Genomic DNA, 19,570 nt, shown 5'->3' with positions numbered 1-19,570 from the left:
TGTTTTCTCGAATGCATCTGTCCTGTCCTGAGCACTCCAGAGCTTCAAGCCCGATTGGGGGACTGGTTGGCTGCTGGGTATGGCGTGTAGCGGACCCGTGGTCTCTGCCCCCTTTGGCGGTTGCCAGAGAAGGCAGAGAAGAGAGGGCCTGCTTGCCATTTCAGCCCGTGCCATAGCGCTAATGGGGTTTCACCCTGGTCATGATTTTATCGGTCCAGGCTAACAAGATGGCTGAGCCTAAAAAGGTCAGATGGATAATGAGTTGCCATTGAATATGTTCAATGGGCACATTGGCAATGTTGACGAAGGCTTTGAGTAAATGAATGCTGGAAATGCCAATCAACGAGGCTGCGAGTTTCACTTTGATCGTGCCCGGGTCAATATGGCTGAGCCAATCCGGTCGATCAGGATGACTTTCCAGACTTATTTTACTGACAAATGTTGCATATCCTCCGATGACGACCATGGTGAGCAGATTGGCCACCATGGTGATATCCACCAGGGTGAGGATTCCTAACATAAACACGGTTTCGGTGAGGTCCCCAATGTCGTGCACCATGTGCCATAGTTCGGTCAGGAATTTCCATGCATAGAGCACTTCAGCGAGGATCAATCCACCATATAAGGGTGCTTGTATCCATCGGCTGGCAAAAATGCCCATTTCGAATGCGTGTTCGATCCAATGGGGAATGTCTTCCGGTGGTGAACCGAGAGGAGAATCCGGTGAAGTTGGGGATTGGGACATAGGAACCTCCTTAGAGAAAAGTGTTAATCATATCGCCGGGATCTCCCGGCAAGTTTGGGACATGGTCGTGTCCGACTCCATGCAGGGAAAAACATTTTTGGTTTTAGATCAGTTTCCGTTGACCTTGGATGTGACGACCGAGAATAAAAAAGAACTCATCATTCCAAGTTGGTTAACTGCTGTTGAGCGGGGAGAGTGAACGTTCACGAGTGTGCAGGAATGAGCACGGTTGTGGCGAGTAATGGGAAAGCAGGTAGCTTTACAACAATCGACTAGAATTGCCATCTTGGTATGGCAAATATAATGGGAGAGTTTTCTGCAGATCAAGCCTGATTGAAAAAATCTCCGAAAGGCCGTCCTCACGAGACATGCGTGAAAATGGACGAGATACCTTTTCTTCTTTTACACACAGGTTTTCTGGGGACGGGGAAGCGGATGGGGCTCAACCTCTTTACCGGGAGGAAAAGGGCTTCAGGTTCAGGGCAAAATCAACTTTTCGTGGAGAATAGCTGAGGACATTTAGGGCGAATTTCTGAAAATCATAGGTGGCGAGACGATCCGTAAACTCTTGTGGGCTGTTGGTAATGGTGAATTGAAGTTTAGCTACTTGCCCCTGAAAACTTTTTTGTTGAATATCGGTCAAATTAGGGAAACGGGAATTTTCTCTAAGAATTTTTTTTAGGTAGGCCAGCTGCCCATAGGTAATCCCGCTAATGGAAACCAGGAGTGTGGAGGCCGAGGTTTCTAATTGTCGTTGAAAGTCTTCAAGAAGACTTTTTAGTGCCTTCTGCGTGGCCTCCTCTACGGCTTTCTGTGAACCCGTTATCATATTTACATGTGGATAGAAGCCATCCCCGATGGCCGAAGCGAAGATTTCCCCTGAATCAGAATGAAGTGCTTGTAAGGTGACATTGGCCCCATGCACTTGCATGGGGCCTGATTTTAATCCGGACTTGGTGACTACCGCTCGTCCGGAAATGACAATGCCTGCTCCATATTGTAATGCCATGGCCGCGGCGGCTTTCTGATTCCCTCTTAATAGGCTTTGGACAGCTTGATCATGTTGGATGCTTCGTTGAATGGCCTCTTCGTCAACCAAAGAGAATCCTTCGCCAAGTAAGGTTTTCGTTAGCATCGTGCCACAAAATGATGGGCGATGTTCCTTGCCGTTGATTTCCTCTCCGACTAGGACCATGATCATCGGCCATTCTTTTCGTTTCTGTTCCTCCATCCGTTCTGCAAGAATTCCCTGTTGTCCAAGGAATCTGGTGAGAGCCTCAGAATCCACTTGAATTTCCAAGGACACCGTCAACAGTTTGCCTTCCATTCCGGACTCAATGACTTTTTGGGTCATCAGGTAGGGATAGGGTTCTTTCAGCAGGCCGACTTTCTTAACCTGGTACTGAAGCTCTTCCTTTGTACCTTTTTGGATTTCACTTTCTATAGCCTGGGAAATCGCTTTTCTTAAAGCCGATTGGTGGGCCAGTTCTTGGGCACGCGACTGATTGCCCTCAATCACTATAGCGGACCCCTTTCCGGAAAATGTCGTGAAAGTTTCAGCGAGTACGGTAGGTGGAAAAAGGTATGGGAAGGTACACCACAACATCAACACAACGTACAACAAGGCATGTATGGGTTTTCTACTGGAGGTGTACCCCAATAATAGGTCGATGGCAGTCCAATTCGTTTTCAAGGAAAGCCTTTGTCCATTGTTAAGGAATAAGTTTTTTTTGTCGTTATTGCCCAAAAAGACCCCCAGTAGGATTTCCTCTCGGTAATAGCCCCCCGTTTGGCGATCCGGCTTGGTTGGGACAATGAAAGGTGAAACTCCAACTGGTCCCTGTACATTTTGATTTCTTGCACGCACAATTGGGCTTCACCGTCACAGTCACCGGCGTGTTCGGCGATGGGATCGTGATGGGCACTTTTTCGCCGTTACTACGGCATGTCGTATTAAAAGAAGCCCCTCCCGCATTCACTTCCATTTCATCCTTGATGCTTTCGGTATCATATACAAATTGTGCCACCCCGGTTGCTCCATTAAAGTCGATCGTGAAAAAGCCAGGATTATCACCTCCTGAACCATACTTCGTATTACACTGGACTACGGCGGTGTCCACCGGGCCTGTTCCCATTGAAGAGGGTGGTGGTAGAGGCTGGCGGGTAGATCCCGATCCTCCGGCTCCTTGACCACTTCCCCCTAACCCTTGGCGAATTTGATCATCAATGGCTTGGATCTTGTCATCCCCTTCTTGCTGAATTGTATTGATGGCTCCGGCCATATCCTGACCGCTCATAATGGGATCGGCATTCTGGTTGGTTTGATCGATCATCACTTGCCCTTGGGCTTGCGCTTGTGCCACTCCTTGCTGGGCCGCCGCGTCCTGTGTTTGTCGGTCTTGCGCATTTTGTTGATTAATCCTTTGGCGATCGTTACCCGCTTGTCGGTCTGCCTCTCTCTGGATTCCTTCCCGGTCGCGATTGCGGGCTTCGTCTTGGTCTTTGTCGGCTTGGGCCACTGCGGCGATATCCATGGGGGGCGTGGCATCTGAATCATCGCTGACCATCTGATCCGGGTCAGAAGGGGGCAAGTGACTGGTGGAGCCATTCTCTCCAAACCCTTCCACCGCTTCGGCCTGTTCGGGGGTTATCGGCCCATCATCAGTCGGTGGTGCATCCCCTGGTACGTCTGGAAATCCTGCTAACAAATCGCTATCTTCTTCCCCTCCATTCGCTGCCTGGTTCTCTTCGGTATCTTCACCGTCTCCAGTGCCTTCGCCTTCCCCAGTGCCTTCACCCTCTCCGATGCTTGCACCGTCTCCAGTGCCCGCATCCTCTCCGGTGTCTCCGTCACTGCCAGAGCCTGATGTCCCACCCGCACCTTGTCCCTCACCAGTACCTGCCCCTCCGCCGGGATCATGGCCTCCTTCTGGATCTGAATTGCCCGAGGTGTTGCTACGGCAGCCATAGGCATCGCCTTTATAAGGGCTTAGCCGGGAAGCCAAGGCTGCTGACTCAATGGGCGTCAAGCCTGAACCTACCCGCTCATACTTTGGGTTTCCGGCATACCTCGGATTGTCACATTGAGCGCGATTAATATCAAAGCAGTTTGGACCATCTCCGAATGACTTGGATCGCCAGACACAATAGAGGCCTTCGGAAGAACCCGTTGCCGGTTCAACCGGTGGTCGCACGCCTCCGCCGCGACTTGGAGCCCGTCCGCTTGGTAAGACCGAAATATTCAAAGGGAGGCTTACTCGGCCGTACCCTTCCTGGCTCACATCAAAAACGATAGTGGTCACTCCTTCCTGAGCAATCCCCTTCGCACTGATGAGCTGTTCGAAAATATACCTGTCATGAAAATCCGAGGGACCGGTGGTATGCATATTGAAGGCTTCTTGTGACATGTCTCCCGGGAAAATCCGTATTCCACTGCGCTTTGGAATCGGTGTTACAGTGACAGAAACCTTTCCCTCAGGCTTCCATCCCCGCACGACGATTCCACATATCCTTGAAGGCTCAGCCCCGGCCTCTATTTCTATAGCTCTCCCGCAGTTCAATTCCGCACGGAATGGGCCTACGGGTGCGTCAGGTACTTCCAAAGCAAGTTTGACCTTAATTTCCGTATTCGGGTCGACACAATCGCCTGCATACGGAACCTGGTCCGTGATCTCACCAGGATTGAAATGGTTGCTCGGCTCTTGCCCTACGACCGGTAAGCGCAGACCAAGGCCATTCACAACACCTTCTGCATTCGTCTTTTGCATTCGTATGACATAGGGCACTTCGATTTTTCCCGCGGGACATTTCCCTGTGGGGTGGGCTGCGGAAGGCACCGGCTGTGTAGAGGGAACGACCATAATTTCAGCAGTGCTCGTGAGACTCCGATATTCGGCTGTTAAAGTGAACTTTCCTGGCTTGTTTCCGGTAAAGGAATGACCTTTAGGCCAATTCACCATGTCGGTGACGTCCACCTCTCTTCCTTTTCCACTAGAATATTTTCCAATGGCCTTAAACTGTTTTGTTGTTTCTCCTACTTCGATCCGGACTTTTGGCGGGTCAATTCTCAACCCTTCTATGGTTCGAATATTCCAATCTTTGAGATCACGAATCTTTTTACACAGGGGTTCGTACTCAACAAAACTAAAGGCTCCCGCAGGCAAGGTAATTTGTGCGTATTTTTTTAATTCTATATCGATTTGTTGAATCCGTAGTCGAAGGTCACCGCGCTCAGCAACTGCCAGAGACTTGAGGTAATCACGGATAAGAATGAAAATTTCCTTTTGAATCTGCTCAGGGTTTCGTAATTCCTTCTCGGTGAATTTGCGGTTCATGATATAGTCATTGACTCTCTTAGTGATCTCGGCTTGCTTTTCAACAAAATACTTGTTCCCATTCTCGCCAAGTTTTATAGCATCTGCCGAGTTAATTGCCGTGCCCCCGGGATTCTTGACCGTGGGCTTTCTTGCACTCTGAATCATTTTTTTGACAAGGGCAAGGGCTTCATACAGCTTTTTCACATCTTTCGGAGAAGGGGAAAGGATCTTTTTGAAAGAATTAAACGCCTCCTTCCCCAGGTTGCCCATGGCAAAGACAAATTCCGTCCAATTTCGTAATTCGACTTGTTTGCGAGCACTATCCACGAAGCGTTCCCGCTGTTCGAGTGTGAGCCGTTCAGTCTCCAATGTATGCTTGGTCTGAATAGGCCCTGTAAGATGTTTCTTCAGATCGTCACAGCGTTGGAGTATGTTAGCCCGTCCGGGCGGCGGGACATCGTGCAGATCGCTGTTGTCATACAGTCGATTCCATTCGGGTTCGAGATTGGTGACTGCCTGTTTAAGCGTTGATGAAGGGGGAACTGCGGGAGTAAATGTGTTGGTGGTGGGTTCATAGATCGGCAATTCCCCTAGTATCGTCTTAAGGTGCCGGTCTGCATCCAAAATGGTGTATTCACCAGGCTTCTCGGTTTCAACCCCCATGGCTAACCCGTACAAAGAGAGCAAAACCACAAAAGCAGAGAGACTCACGATCCCTTTCATGGATGACCAAGGTTGTTCATGCCATTGTTCGTGTACGGTCATGGAGTGTGGGTCCCTCGGGTTTTCATTAATGGAAGAAACCCATTTGGTCTTTCTACCCATACCGGAATATCCCCACTACGTTTTCCGACGGATAATGAGTACACCCATTTTGTCATAAATATATTGATTGGCATGTTGCACGGTTGAGGCGCTAAGATCGGAGGTTGAATACATATACCGCATATAATTTTCAATAGCCTCCTCTTCCAACCCATGTTCTTCGGCTTTTTTCCCTTCTTCATAGTAGGACTCCGAAAAATTCGCCATTTTATCCTCGATGGCCTGAGCGGCCCCTTCAATGGCTTGGGCTAGGAGCTTCTGAAGAAATTCTTCTTTGGCGGGCAATTCATTGGGGTCGCTATTGACTCCTTTCCCGGGATCCCCCTGTACGTAGCGGTCTAAAATTTCATCGGTTTTAGTAATGGTTTTAGAATCTCCCACTTCAGAGGTGGTGAAATTCACAAAGCGATAAGCTAGCATCACCTCTCCCTCTAATTTGAGATCATAAATGGGATAGCGAAAACTATCAGTGATTTCTTCTTCAAGTGTGGGAGGGGTGCGGGCAAGCTCATCCTCCGAAAATCGTAATCGATTTTGTGCATTCGTAAGCCGCGAACGTGCCGCTTTCACTCCGGCCACCGAACCCAGCCCCTGCAGAATGCTTCCAATGGCTATCGGGGCCTGACTTTTTTGAGATCCTGGCGATTGGTTCAGTTGCTGCTGCGTTGCCATCATGTTGGCTTGACTCTGTTTGGATTGGACTTCGGCGTTGGTCAATTCCTGTTGGGCAAGGACCATATCCTGTCGAGCCGAGCCGACTGCCTGTCTTCTCGGTTCATATTCTGGGTTCGGGACCAATCGGGTCCCGCTGACATAGGTGGAGCTGCCGAATGTCGGTTGATCTCTCCCGGTTTCTTTGACTCTGGCCCTCAGGACTTCGCCGAAAATTCCTCCATGCGCACCCTTTATTTTTTTAACCTGTGGACTGGTGGACGGATCCAAAAATCCCTGTCCCAGAGCCTGCTCCTGTAGAATTTGATCGATCACTTCCCGGTCAATCAGGGTCAAATTTTTCAGTCTTTCCGAGTTTCGCAAGCGATCTAATAGTTGATTGTAGACCACCCCTCCGGCACCAGACTCGGAGGATTTATTGTCAAAGTGCACGGCTATCCGCAGTTGGACTTCTTCCAACAGCATTTTTTTGACCAGGGCGATTTTCTCCTCTAGGTCCTGGTATTGGGAATCATGCTGTTCACGAACGATTAAATAATTGGCTAGGGCCAATCCCAGACGAGTACGATCCTCTTGCCGCATAAGCGAGTCGGCCTTGGTGTAATAGGTCGCCGCTAAATTTCCTTGCAACTCCGATAACAGCGATTCCACATTGAGATATCCCGGCTTGAGCTTGGAAATCCGAGAAAGCTTGTCCTTTGCCCCCTGTAAGTTTCCCGTGTTCTGATCTTGAACCGCTTCGTTGTAAAGGATATCCGTCCACTGGTCGACCAGATGGGCGTGGAATTTTTTAATTTCCGGGTTCTGTGGCTCAAATTCCAGACTTTTCTGCATTTCTTCGTAGCCCAGGAAATACTTGTTCTGGTCCCAGGCTTGCTTAGCTAATAACAAATGATGTCGCGCCTTATTCTTGAGACTGATAGAGGAATTTTGGTCATACTCAGCGGCTTTTTGAATTTCCTGGGCCGCCTCTTGAAAGGCTTGCTGATGAAGATGTGCATCAGATCGACCTTCATGGTATTCGGAGGCTTGTTGGCGGGTATGCTGAATGTGGGTGGCCAATTCCGGAAATGAGGACTCGTATCGTTTCATCGATTCCAGCCCCCTGATACTCTGATCCCATTGTTTCGACTCCTCCCCTTCCTGGACAAGCCGGAGTATCTCTCCTTTTAACTTGGCGTATTTCTCCTTTTCTTGTTGATATCGTGTGGCGTAGGTGGTGTTGGCCGGTTGGTAAGATGTGGCTTTTTCGAAAGCGATTAAGGCCCCGTTGATTTCGTGCTTCTCTGTGAGCGCTTTGCCCCGTTCAAAGTGTTGGGCTGCGGCAAAGGATTTGGCTTGAGCCAAATCAGTTTGAATCCTGGTGTCGTCCGGGTTCTCTTTTAGTGCTTCCTCAAATTTCAAAATAGCCTGATCATAGGCTTGAGCTTCTAAATAAGTTTTTCCTTCTTCATAAGCCTCGTCATTCCCCAGTCCAATTGCTGATGTCGCATTGTCTATCCCCTCCGTGAGGGTTGAGGTGGCCCCATCGAAGCTCTCCTTTATTGACCCGCACCCACTTCCAAACAGCACCAATAAGAGACCAACGATTATGCGAGTGGCAATCCGTCCTTGATTATTCATCACTTTCTCCCATACCAAATTTAGGGCTTAGGCTTTTCAGGAAAATGAAAAACATTTCCTCTCTGCAGCTCCTTAGCCCGAGAAGGTGGAGTTTAGAAGTGTTGTCCCTATTGCAGAATAAACTCCTCAGATTTCGTGGGCTCTTCTTTTTCCGGATCTGAAGGTTTGTTAGACGGGTCCCCACTAACGAATTGCTTTGGTACGCTGACCGTTACTTGAATCGCTCCAGTGGAAAGTGATTCGATCCGTTCAATGCGAAGAGCGTTTTTTAGTTGAATTTTCGTTAGTCCGGTTTTCACGGTCAATTCCTCCAAGGCTTGCTGGAGAGCTGATTCCTGGGCTAAGCGTTGTGATTCTGTCGCATCTTTGGAGCCCTCATGAGGAGGGAAAGCGGACTTGGTTAGAAAAAATCGCTCCTCCTTGACCAAGCCGGTTGGATAAAACCGGAAAACCTGGATATGCTCGGAATGAAAATCCGCTACATAGACCTTTTCTTGGAACGCGGCAATCGAAGACAACGTGGGGAAATTTCCTGGTTGGGACTCTGGATGCGCCCAAAATGAAAACCCGAATATCTGCTTTGCTGCTGATGTACCAAACATGAAAATAAGGTGGCCTTGGGAATCAAACACTTGAATTCGATGATTTCCCCGATCGGCGACGTAGAGATGGTCCTGTTCGTCCACGGTGATATCAACGGGTTCCAGGAATTGGCCTGGGTTCCGGCCCTTTGATCCGATCACCTTGATAAACTGTCCTTCTTCCTCGAACAGTTGCACTCGGTGATTGTTGGCATCCAACACATACACCTGGTGTTGTGAGTTGATTGCCAGAGATGTTGGATTATTAAATTTTCCATGTTCCGGTGTCTGTGGTGTAATTTTGTCACTTTCCTGGCCAAAACTCGTGAGAAAAATGCCCTCCGAATTAAAAATTTGTATTCGATGGTTTTCCGTATCGGCCACATAGATTAAATTTTTCTTGCTGATGGCAATGCCGGCCGGTTCATCGAATTGTCCTGTTTTTTCTCCTGATTTGCCAAAATGGTTTAAAGAGGCCCCTTCTGGATCGAGTAGTTGCACACGATCATTGCCGGTATCCGCTACCGCCAGTATTCCATCTGCAGAGGCTGTCAAAGCCATGGGAGCATCAAATTCCCCTGGTTTAGTTCCTTCCCTTCCGTATACCTGATTTGGGGAGCCGATTCGCAGAATATGATCCCGCTCCTGAGAGAGAACATGCAGCCCTTTTGTTGGGACATAAAAGAGGTCTGTGATGGCCTCCTCAGCCTTGAGTAGGGACTCGAATTCGATAATCGGCGGAGATAGGGTTTGAACCATCATGGTGTGCTTCTGACTTCCTGCCACATGAAACACTTGCACCCGATGGTTGTCGGAATCGGCGATATAGATATTCCCTTGTTCATCAGCAGCCAACCCGCTGGGGTCATCGAATTGGCCCCGTCCTTCACCCCCTGACCCAAAGGTCACCAGCAGGCTACCTTTTGTATCCACTTTTTTAATGCTGTGATCAGATCGTTCGCTGATATACACATCTCCTTTTATGTCTACGGCCATGCCTCTTCCCGAACTGAGGAAGTCAGGCTTCTGGACGGATTGAAAGACCCATTCCCGTTTTTGCGTATGGGGATAAATTTTGACAATTTCCGGTTTGCCGGGCACCAAGGCAAATACATTTCCTTCTGGATCGATGGCAATGTCTATTGGGGCAGTGTCTAGTGGAAAGGCCTGCAAAAAAATGCCGCGATAGCTGAACTTTTGAATCCGTTGGTTTTTTCGGTCGGCTACGAAGACCATTCCAAATTGATCGATGGCCAACCCGGATGGATTATTTAACTGGCCCGGTTGATTGCCGGAGGATCCGAAGTGAAATAAAAATTTCCCAGAAGCATCGAAGGCCTGAATCCTGTCATTTTCTGTGTCCGCCACAAACACCTGGCCTTTTGGAGAAATGGCAAGTGATTCGGGCTCGTCCAATTGGCCGGGGTCGGAACCTGGTCTCCCAAAGTCGAATTTAGGTTTCCCGGAAGCATCAAAGACAAAGATCTTAGAAGCTTCTTTGTCTAACACATACACATCGCCATTAACGGCAAGGGCGACGTCGACGGGTTCTTGAAGTCCCGCGCGAAATTCTTGGACGTACTCCACTTTTTCAAATCCTAAAGATTGGTAAGGAGCTATAAGGACGCCAGTCAACAGAAGAACGCTGAATGTGCTTGAAAGATAGAAGCTGGAAAGTGGGAGGAAAATATTTTTCAAAGGAGTCCTCTTTGCGATTTCTTCAACGGAATACTGACAATTTGGAGAAGCTCGCTAAGAGGGAACGCCGGACTCACATGCCGGAGTGGCTTGAGACCAACTTGTGATTAATGCCCAAGAAACCCTTCCTGTCTCCATCCAGGAAAATTCCCTCACAAGTGTGAATGTTTCGTTTCCTCTGGATTTTACGTATTGAAGGCTGGAATCACAAGGGAAAATGCGGCTTTTTTTGAACACCAAATAATTTTTGCTCGTGGGGTGTGAAGCCGGGACGCATAGATTCCCTCCGTATATAGAGGGGGAAACTCATTCAATCAGTAAAGATATGCTCTCTCCCATTTCGAATAATTTGCGATCTATTGTCCATTATTCCCCGATTGCCTGGATAGCCGGGGTGATTTTGCGACGGCAGCCCGTGACTTGATTAGACGGAATTTGTCTGAAAGAAGGGCAATACCTCTCCAGAAAGTGATCGAAGTTTATTGCCACTGGCCGGGCCAGGGCTCCATCAGAAAATCAGGGTCACTGAAAACTGTAAGATGCGCCCGGTATCAAGTTTTGCTTTATCCTGAACCGTCAGGGACCATTTTCCCTTTGGATTTTTGCCGACGAATGCCAGGAGGTCAGGGGTCGTGGTGACATCATAGGTGGTGTGAATATTATTTGTGCCGCCTCCAATTCGATTATGGAGCACAATGGACGATACTCCTGTTGAATTGGGGGGTACCACCTTAATGATCAAATCACCAATATACGAATGCTCGATATCCACTCCGATCTTGACGGAGGTAAGGGGGGTGGTCTCGGCCACTTGAAGAGAGAGTTGTGACGTTTGAAGGTCGCGAATGGGAATGATGGCGGTTGAGGTATGCACAGTGGTGGGAGTTGGAATGGCCGGTGCAGCCAATTCTACCGCACGTTTGGCATTGATCCGGCCATACCCATATAAGGTGCTATGGCCGTTGGTGTCATATCTGCCAGCGCTTGGATCAATTTGATCACACGAGCGTTTGAGCAGATCTTTGACCTCATCCCATCGCAGGGAAGGGTTGCGAGCGAGAATGAGGGCGGCCACCCCGGCGACACCGGGACATGCGCTTGATGTGCCGCCAAAATCGTTGACATAATTGCCTGCCGCATCGCCTCGACTGACTTGTCCGGGATTATATCCTGCTGATGCTGAGCGATCGGTGGTCCAGATTCCCGGGATGGGGAGAATGGTATCGTTGCTGGGAAAGGTACACCAAATTGCCTTGCCGAAATCACTATAGGCACTCCTTTTCCCTTTGGCGTGGCAGGCGGCCACGGCAATTACTTTTTCATAACTGGCATAACCATCGTTATCGACACTTTCGTTGCCGTTTCCGGCGGCCCAGGTGATCACACAGCCTTTTCCGTTGCGTCCATTCGCGACGGCCCAATCAATAGCAAGACGAGTGGAATCCGGTAGGGGCACGACGGTGTGATGGAGCGGGTCGCGCGGATCCCACCAGGCGCCATCCTCCGGACCCCAGCTACAGGAAATGACATCCGCGCCATGTTGGGCGGCCCAGATAAATGCATCAGCCTCGGCTTGTGAGCCTAACGGAGATACATACCGGATGGCCATTAATCGGGCTTTGGGAGCGACTCCGGAGGCACCATGAAAACCGTTGCCGGTGGCGACGCCTGCACAGGCGGTTCCATGATTATCCCGGCTGCCGGGTCGAGGATCGTCCGTGGCGCGAGTTACGTCGCGAGGAGCGATAAGTTTTCCTGAACCGGCAAACTCTTCGTGATCAAGATCCATGCCGTCATCAATGATTGCGATAGTGATATTCTCTCCCTCACTGAGTGCCCAGGCTGCCTCCACGTTGGCATGGGCATCATAGACCGTTCCATCAATCGTGGTCTTTTTTAAATGCCATTGTTGTGGGAACGCTGTGCGCCATCCCATTTGTCTGACAAGTTCAGGGTGGCAGAGCTCCACATGTTTATGCTGCAAGAGACTCTCGGCTATGGCAAACACTTTCTGTCCTGTGCCCTCTGGCGCTTCGATAAAGAAGGTATTGCGAGCATATTCCAACACCCGTTTGATTCTAAGTCCGCAGGCTTTTAGGATTTTCCGACAAGTGGATTCCGCCAGGTCATCATCAAATTTTGCGAAAAGATTTTCAGTGTACAGAACAGGTTGTTTTGATTGAGGGTCGACCAGGACTCGTCCGGCAAATTGGACGTCTTTTACGGATTGTATGGTGGTGCGGATGGCTCCTCGCGCGCTTGCGCGTCGAACGGCTTGGGGATATCGAAAGATTTCCACGCCGGCATGGTGAAACCGGTGCACGGGCTCAAGATTGTCCAGTGCCTGCCGAGCTCGCGTTGACTGAGCGGCGGCTTCCAATGGTCGACGACTCTCCGTTCGCACCACCACGAGCTCTTCATCGGTTTTCAGTTTGAACGCTTTCCCGTTTTGTCCTCCATAACGAAATGACAGCATGGGTGTTCTCCTTCTGTTTGACTACACAATGATGCGTGGACTTGCTTCGCATTCCTTCGTAGAATGGCTCATGGCTGTGAACGATCTCTTTTCTTCCTTTCCTCTCAGGATGAGGGTAGAGGCCCAAGCCTTGTCCCGTGTCTATGTTCGTGAATCTGACTGCTTTGCGGTTCATGGGTCAGTGCCTCCGGCCTTGAATACTTCGGTGTTGTACTCTTTTAATGATCCGGTCATCAACGTGTGCCGAGGTGAGATTTCGGCCTTGTCGGAGTTTCCATCCGACCTGATAGTGACACCGGTCTATCGTCTTGAGCCCAATGGTCCGCAAGGAGTGCCGTCCGGCAATGTGTTTATTCGTTTCCGGCCACAGATTTCTGTCGAGGTTCGGCAAAAAGAAATTGAAGCGTGTGGCTTCTCCATTCGTGAATCACTTTCCTATGCACCTCATGCCGCATGGCTTCGGAGCCGGGACGGAAATATTGCCACGGCGCTTAATAGTATTGCAAAGTTGCGTGATCTCAATGATGTGGAACTGGTAGAACCCCAAATGTTGATAAAGCGGGTGCAGCGGTCATCCGACAATTCCCTGTCGAATGCACCACCTTAAAAGGTTTTCTTCGAATGATCGTGTCGGTGTCGGACGGTAAGGGAATCTGTAGGGAGACCAATTCATTGGCGCGCATGGTTGGTGATGTCACCAAGCGTTTTTACCACCCAATTGTCCGGTTGTAGGGCCCCGACGATTGTCACCGGAGTCCCTTCTTCCGCAAGATGAAAGACGACATCCATATCTGCATTATGGAGGGCGATGCAGCCATTCGTTGTGCTGTTGCCATCGGGTTGTTGGCCATGAATTTCGATGAGGCCTCCGATGCCGCGGTGTGCCGCCACGCCTCCCTTGTTCTTGGCCTCCTGGAAGCGTTGACGATGGGCATCGGTGGGATAATTGAGTAAAAGGGCTTTATGGAATTTGGTGGATCCCGGTCCTTTCTTTTGCAGAATACGAAACTGTCCCTCCGGCGTCGCGCCATCCCCTTCCTGCAACTTGTCCTGAAGTCCTGAAAAGCCGAGATCACTAGAAAAACGGCGTAGCGGTTTTCCATTCCGATAGACGACGAGGTGGCGGGAGGCTTTAATGACCACGATAGCTGTGCCACCTGTCTTTGAAGACCAATCCAGGGTGTTGGTGACCCAATGGTTCCACGTGGCCAGTTGTGAGACGGTCCCATACCGTTCCATTTGGGAAATGGCTTGAGCCTCGACGGGTACAAGAGATTCTCTTGCCTGTCTGAGGAGAATAAGGGCTTGCTTATCGCTGTCTTGTGCGAGTCGAGATGCTGCCTGGTTCAGTAGCCCCTCTGTTCCCGATAGGGTCCGTAGGTTTCGTCGAACATCAAATATACCGGTTAATGCACGGAGACGGGTGACTTGGCGACGTTCAGACTCCAGAACGGTTGTCAGTTGCTGGTGCCGGGTGAATTTTTGGTGTGTGGAGGCCTTCAGAAGGGTCGAGCCCTCTTGCAGCAGGTGTTGGTAGGTTGCTTGAAGTGTATAAGTGTCGGTGGTTGTCCACCAACGTGCTTGTTCTCCCCGCCATTGCGTTCGAAGATCGATGATGTCCTGGTGAAATGTGCGATATCGTTCCGGGAAATAGGCTTCCGCGCCGTGGCTCCAAGCCTGGCGATCGAGCGATTCAAGCTGAGGTGGGAAGATTTCGGGAAGGCGTTCTGCCTTCCACCAGGCAACAAACAGGAATGAAAGCATGATGAGAGCTCCAGCCGCCAGCCAAACTGCTGGTCGTTTGGCTGGTTGTCGGCCAGAGCCCCACCCTTGCATGTGTTAGGCCTTCTTGTGTTTTCCTGTCTTCTGAATGGCCTGCGCGACCTGTTCATTCACGCGGGCTGCTAAGGCTTGAACAGATTCGGCTTTAGCCTTGACTCCTATATAGTCTTCCATGGCCATGATGGCGTCAATCTCAGCAAATGTGGTTTCTGCAGCTTGGAGGTCGCCACGTAAGGCTTGCAGATCGGCCTGGGTTCCCTTGCCCGTTGGCGCTTGAGCCAACTGATTTTTGGCTTCATCTAATGAGGTTTTGGCTAGTACCACGGCTCCTTCCGCTTCGGTTTTCACCAATTGCCTGCTTGCGATGGCCTCGGTTTTGGCTTTTTCGGCATCCGCTACGACCTTTACTAAGATGGCATTTGCCGTATCATAGTTGCGCGTCATGACAAATGTATCGTCTTGCGCTGCAATTTCTTCCTGGGCTTTTTGATATTCGTCCTCCGCAACACGCAAGGATTCAGGAGCATATTTCTCCGCACCGGCTTGCTTGGCAGCCTGAAGGGCTTGCAAGGCCGAGTCCGTCCCTTGAATGGGTTTTTCGGCGCAGGCCATAAGCATGGTGCCGAATAGCAATACGAGAGTCCCCGTTTTCAATGATTGAATCACGTTTCCCATGTTTATCAATTTCCTCCTTTATGATTGAGAGAGGAGATTCCCTCCCCGTTGGTGATGGTTGTACGAGCCTGGCCCACGGTTGGTGAAAGGGGCGAATTCCATGCCCTCGTTAACGAATCCCACTGACTTGCCTGAAAAGCACAGCGTTGGTGTATCCGCGGAATGTTTGGGTAAGACATTTCCGATACGAGAGACGTGAGTTCTTTCGTTCCCTTCCTGTTCCTGAGCGGCTTTTTCTTTAAGTAGAGATTCAATGAGCAAAGAAGATGCCAAAGGATTGTGACCACAAAAAGACGAGGATGAGAAATATGAACAGCTAAAAGACCTATTTTTGCATGCAAAATCAGGAAAAGGGCTGAATCATGCGTGAGTGCCCATGGACATCATGTCTGAGAAAAGAAACTTTGTCCGTGCGTTTCTTAAACGAAGTCAGTAAACGAAGCACCAAATAATTGTCAGGACCCACAAAAGCTTTGTGATGGGTGTGATGTTGGTTGAGGGAGAGGTCCAATGTATTGAAGAAGCGGCCCGTTGGACTCATACACAGGGCACCTTTTTAACCGAAGATCTTATCCAAAATTTCAAGTGATGAAGGAGAGGAGAGGCTTAGGCGGGCATGAAGTTCAGTCTGATAACAGGTAACGGCCGGAATGATCAACTCCGTGGTTGAAAGGGCTGGGAGACTTCGGCTTCTAAAGCATGAGGCATCACATACGCGTGGAGATGCGGTGCGAATAAGCGAAAGATGCGGACGGGTAAACTGCTGGTGAAGCTGAAATCGCCAGAATGCGGACCTGATACCTGGGCGGTAATGGTTCCAAAAAATCGGTTGTCAATGAGAAACACAAATGTGGCTGTTCGGGCGATGGGGCGGGATTCAATTAATCGATAGCCTCGTTCATACACTTTTTGACGATGATCCCCGGTTCCGGTTTTCCCACCGATCGAGATGGTCATACCCTCTATGGGTGACAAGGCGCCTTTTGCGCCGATCGCTGTTCCATGTTCCACCACTTCGATAAGTTCCTGACGGAGAATTTGAGCGACCAGCGGGTTCAAAATTTGTTCCTGGTCTGGTTCTTGAGGCGCGACAAGTGTTTCAAACGGAGTTCCTTCCGCAAAGTGCAGTTGTCGAATTGTCACCGTGGGAATTTTTCTTCCCTCGTTGACCAGAATACCCATGAGTTCGGTCAAAGCCGCCGGGCGGTCGGCGGAGCTGCCAATTGCGGTAGCTAACGACGGGACTAATGTTGCAAAGGGATAGCCAACCCGTTTCCAGGCTTTGTGGATTTCCATGAATGCCTCTTGTTCCAGAATAAGTCGAATCCGACTATCCTGTGCGGCTTTGCGATGAGTCTTAAATAACCAGGCGTACACCTCCAACAACTCCTGCTCACTGGCGTTGGCAAGTTCGGATTTGCCGGAATCGGGGTGTTGCCGGAGGAATGCAACCGTCCACAATTCGAGTGGATGGATGCGGGCCACATAGCCTCGATCAGCAAGGCTGAGCATGCGGGGATCAGTCTGTGTAAAAAGCCGGTCGGCTTGCTCGGGGGAGAGCTTGATGGTTGGAAATGTCTGTCGCAGAGATGTGGTGAAGGCCCGGACATCCTTCTCAGGTTCGATCGAGCGCAGGAGGACAGCCAGTCGGAGCGGTGTGAGCCGAGTCTGGGAAAGGACCAGCTGCCAGGCTTCTTCCGGCGAAAGTCCTTTGTATTTGTCGTAGAAACGATAGAGAAAGATCCGACCTTCCTGTTGGGCGAATTTTTGTAAATATTGCCGGCGTATGGGATTGAGAGGGTCCTTGAGGACCATCGCGGTCGATCCGGGTATGGCGAGAGTGTGATACTGGACGAGGTCCCGCATTAAGCGGATAAAGACTAAATTCACTGAGTGATGAAAAGCTTCCCGGACGGTAAACAGTTTCCCGTTGTCGGCTTTGTTGAAATTGGCAAAGGTGTGGAGCCCGCCTCCAGTCCAAAACCGTTCGCTTGGGCTCGCGGAATACTGTCGATCGAGGGCGGCTTTTAATATCCCAGAGAGGGATTGGTCTGAAGAAGTTTGCAGATAGGTTAATGCCCACCGGCTCAGTGGGTCCAGGGATTGCTGGTTGAGCTCCACGAGCTTTTGCGGGGATTGCCCGGCATACGCGTGATGGAGGCGTTCAATGGCTTCCAGATATGTGACCAATGTACGAAGTTTGGCCGTGGAGCCCAGATCCATCTTTGAGCCCTGATTCATATCCAATGGTTGATTGAGGGTGTCGGTTTGAACTCGAAGGAGATTGCCGTGGGGAGTTCGCTCATACAGAGTCAGGCTATAAATGATATCCGCCGGGTTCCCTTGAGCAAGCAGATGAGGTTGACTCAGTTGGGAGTCTGTCACAAAGGTGGGATCTGCCAGTTGTTGTAGGAGGGTGGTCGCCCGGAATTGGAGATCGCGGTCCAGGGTAGTTTCCACGGTAGCGTCCAGATGATCCAAGGCATACAGACTTGGAAGCCCTAATAAATTTTGTAAATTGGCGCGTATGAAATTTGGGGCTTTTTGATCCTGAAAGGAGGTGATGCTTGAATTCGTTGATGATGCTGGCGCAAAAACCAAGGGATAAATAAGTGCCAGGTCCCGCAAAGCAGGGGAAATAATACCGGCATGTGTCAGGAGGCGAAGGTAAGTATTGGTTTTTTCGTTCAGGGCATCAATGTGTGTGAGGTAGTAGGAAGGTCGCCTGAGAGCTAGGAGGAGACTAACTCCTTTTTTGTAGGTGGCTGCCGCCAAGGCCATTTTTTCTAAAGATGCCGCTTCAGCGTCAGCCAGAATCTGGTCAAACCGGTTGAGGTCCATGTGAAACCAGGCCGATAGTCCATCACCGAATCCATGGATCTCCCCGGCACCAGGATACGCGCCGAGCGGGAATGAATTCATATAATCCAGGACCAAATGTTTTTGAGCTTCTTGCGTGCGTATGTCGTCGTGATAAATCCGGAGACTGGCGGCCGTTACCTGTTTGGCTTTTTCCAGCAGGGAGGAGGTTTGGCCTCCGGGAGAATGCCGGAATTTCTCCAATTGCGTGGCCAAAGTGCTTCCCCCGGGAACGTTCTGGTCGTTTTTCACCAACCGGATGCCTTGCGTGAGGAATGCTTGCCCTAACCGGTCCCATTCCACGGCCGGATTGGCATAGGGACAGCAGGGATCAAGTAATTCTCGATTTTCAATAAAAAGGAGGGTTTGGACCAATAAAGGGGGAATCGCTTCAAAATTAGGAAATACTCGCTTGGGGTCAATATGTAGAAACAGATCCTGGCCATGACTATCCACAATGTGTAACCCGCCCTGGGCCTTTACCCGGTAGATGGGAGGGATACCCAGATTGGAGATAGTTGTGAGTTCAGTCGAGGGATGGGCTTGCGCCTGAATGACAAATCCTTTTTTTGGGAGCTTTGAAAGGATAGCGGGGAGTCGGGTGTACCCGCGCCGTTCGTCCAGGGGGCCTGAAGATGGAAACACGGTGAGTGGGGAGGGTCCCGGCTTTACTTCGGATGTTAGTTGAGCGGAGATTGCATGAAATAGATGGGATTGCAGCCAGGAAGTGTTCAGTTCAAGTATCGCCCAGCCTAAAAAAGTCAATGTGGCCAGGAAGACAATATGGGTGGTTTTGTAGGGGGGGCGAAAGCTTTGAAGGAGGCGACCCAGATTTCGCCATTTCTCGATTTGCTGCGAATTACCAGGTGTGGTATCAGCGCCCAACCAAGGGTCGGCAGGAGGAAAGGTCAGGGCCTTTCTTGATTGGAGAAGAGATGCCAGAAAAGTCGCTGGCTTATGGAAAGGCCCGGTCTGTGTGTAAAAGAGCATGGACATGTGATAACGGAACGTAAGCCACCCTAGCCAAGTGTTTCGAAATACAATTGTGCAAAAAATGTACGAAGGTTTTATGGATTTCATAAGCTGCAGGTATGGCCAAGTGCGACAACAGAGCAGGTTTATTTGATCGAAAAAATGAATTGGCGAGCCAAGTTAGTAAATTTTTATCTGGGTGAACTTGATAAATTGTGCGCGAGGATGTTTCCAGTTGTTGATGGATGTGCTTGTCCAATCAGGACAAGTTGTCCGGGTTACAGGCTGAATTTTTGACAAAAGGCTGGAGGTTGAGAAAAAGGGAGGTCGTGCGTTGGGAAAGAGG

11 protein-coding genes are annotated in these 19,570 nt (G+C 50.0%); 2 read left to right on the top strand and 9 right to left on the bottom strand.

Features of this window, described 5'->3' with window-relative positions; translation table 11 throughout:
- Nucleotides 1-178: 178 nt before the first annotated feature.
- Nucleotides 179-745: a TIGR00645 family protein gene (locus tag PQG83_RS09180; protein ID WP_312748714.1), complete on the bottom strand. Its 567-nt coding sequence runs from the start codon at nucleotides 743-745 to the stop codon at nucleotides 179-181.
- Between the two features lie 67 nt (nucleotides 746-812).
- On the opposite strand from PQG83_RS09180, the gene PQG83_RS09175 reads away from it, so the two are divergent.
- A complete protein-coding gene (locus tag PQG83_RS09175; protein ID WP_312748712.1) occupies nucleotides 813-944 on the top strand; it encodes a hypothetical protein in 132 nt (43 codons plus the stop codon).
- 252 nt (nucleotides 945-1,196) lie between these two features.
- Here PQG83_RS09175 and PQG83_RS09170 read toward each other — a convergent pair whose 3' ends face one another.
- The 5 genes from PQG83_RS09170 to PQG83_RS09150 form a co-directional block, all read right to left on the bottom strand.
- Nucleotides 1,197-2,264, bottom strand: a complete 1,068-nt coding sequence (locus tag PQG83_RS09170; protein ID WP_312748710.1) for a hypothetical protein — start codon at nucleotides 2,262-2,264, stop codon at nucleotides 1,197-1,199.
- A 217-nt stretch (nucleotides 2,265-2,481) separates the two neighbouring features.
- Nucleotides 2,482-5,826: a PASTA domain-containing protein gene (locus PQG83_RS09165; protein WP_312748708.1), complete on the bottom strand. Its 3,345-nt coding sequence runs from the start codon at nucleotides 5,824-5,826 to the stop codon at nucleotides 2,482-2,484.
- Between the two features lie 75 nt (nucleotides 5,827-5,901).
- Nucleotides 5,902-8,181 (bottom strand): hypothetical protein, encoded by a 2,280-nt coding sequence (locus PQG83_RS09160; RefSeq protein ID WP_312748706.1) that lies wholly within the window; start codon nucleotides 8,179-8,181, stop codon nucleotides 5,902-5,904.
- A gap of 107 nt (nucleotides 8,182-8,288) precedes the next feature.
- Nucleotides 8,289-10,349 carry a 6-bladed beta-propeller gene (locus tag PQG83_RS09155; protein ID WP_312748705.1) on the bottom strand — a complete coding sequence of 687 codons (2,061 nt, stop codon included), beginning with the start codon at nucleotides 10,347-10,349 and terminating at the stop codon, nucleotides 8,289-8,291.
- Nucleotides 10,350-10,968: 619 nt separating this feature from the next.
- Nucleotides 10,969-12,936 (bottom strand): S8 family serine peptidase, encoded by a 1,968-nt coding sequence (locus PQG83_RS09150; protein ID WP_312748703.1) that lies wholly within the window; start codon nucleotides 12,934-12,936, stop codon nucleotides 10,969-10,971.
- Here PQG83_RS09150 and PQG83_RS09145 point away from each other — a divergent pair.
- Nucleotides 12,935-13,543, top strand: coding sequence for a hypothetical protein (locus PQG83_RS09145; protein WP_312748702.1), 609 nt, complete (start codon nucleotides 12,935-12,937; stop codon nucleotides 13,541-13,543). The genes PQG83_RS09150 and PQG83_RS09145 overlap by 2 nt on opposite strands.
- A gap of 62 nt (nucleotides 13,544-13,605) precedes the next feature.
- Here PQG83_RS09145 and PQG83_RS09140 read toward each other — a convergent pair whose 3' ends face one another.
- The 3 genes from PQG83_RS09140 to PQG83_RS09130 form a co-directional block, all read right to left on the bottom strand.
- The gene (locus PQG83_RS09140; protein ID WP_312748700.1) at nucleotides 13,606-14,772 is read right to left on the bottom strand and encodes a L,D-transpeptidase family protein; all 1,167 of its coding nucleotides are present in this window, start codon (nucleotides 14,770-14,772) and stop codon (nucleotides 13,606-13,608) included.
- A gap of 3 nt (nucleotides 14,773-14,775) precedes the next feature.
- On the bottom strand, nucleotides 14,776-15,393 hold the full coding sequence (locus PQG83_RS09135; protein ID WP_312748699.1) for a DUF4398 domain-containing protein: 618 nt from the start codon (nucleotides 15,391-15,393) through the stop codon (nucleotides 14,776-14,778).
- A 654-nt stretch (nucleotides 15,394-16,047) separates the two neighbouring features.
- On the bottom strand, nucleotides 16,048-19,248 hold the full coding sequence (locus PQG83_RS09130; RefSeq protein WP_312748697.1) for a transglycosylase domain-containing protein: 3,201 nt from the start codon (nucleotides 19,246-19,248) through the stop codon (nucleotides 16,048-16,050).
- Between the last annotated feature and the right edge of the window lie 322 nt (nucleotides 19,249-19,570).

This window comes from Candidatus Nitrospira neomarina (assembly GCF_032051675.1).
GTDB classification, from domain to species: Bacteria; Nitrospirota; Nitrospiria; order Nitrospirales; family UBA8639; genus Nitrospira_E; species Nitrospira_E neomarina.
This window is presented reverse-complemented; position numbering and strand designations above follow the sequence as displayed.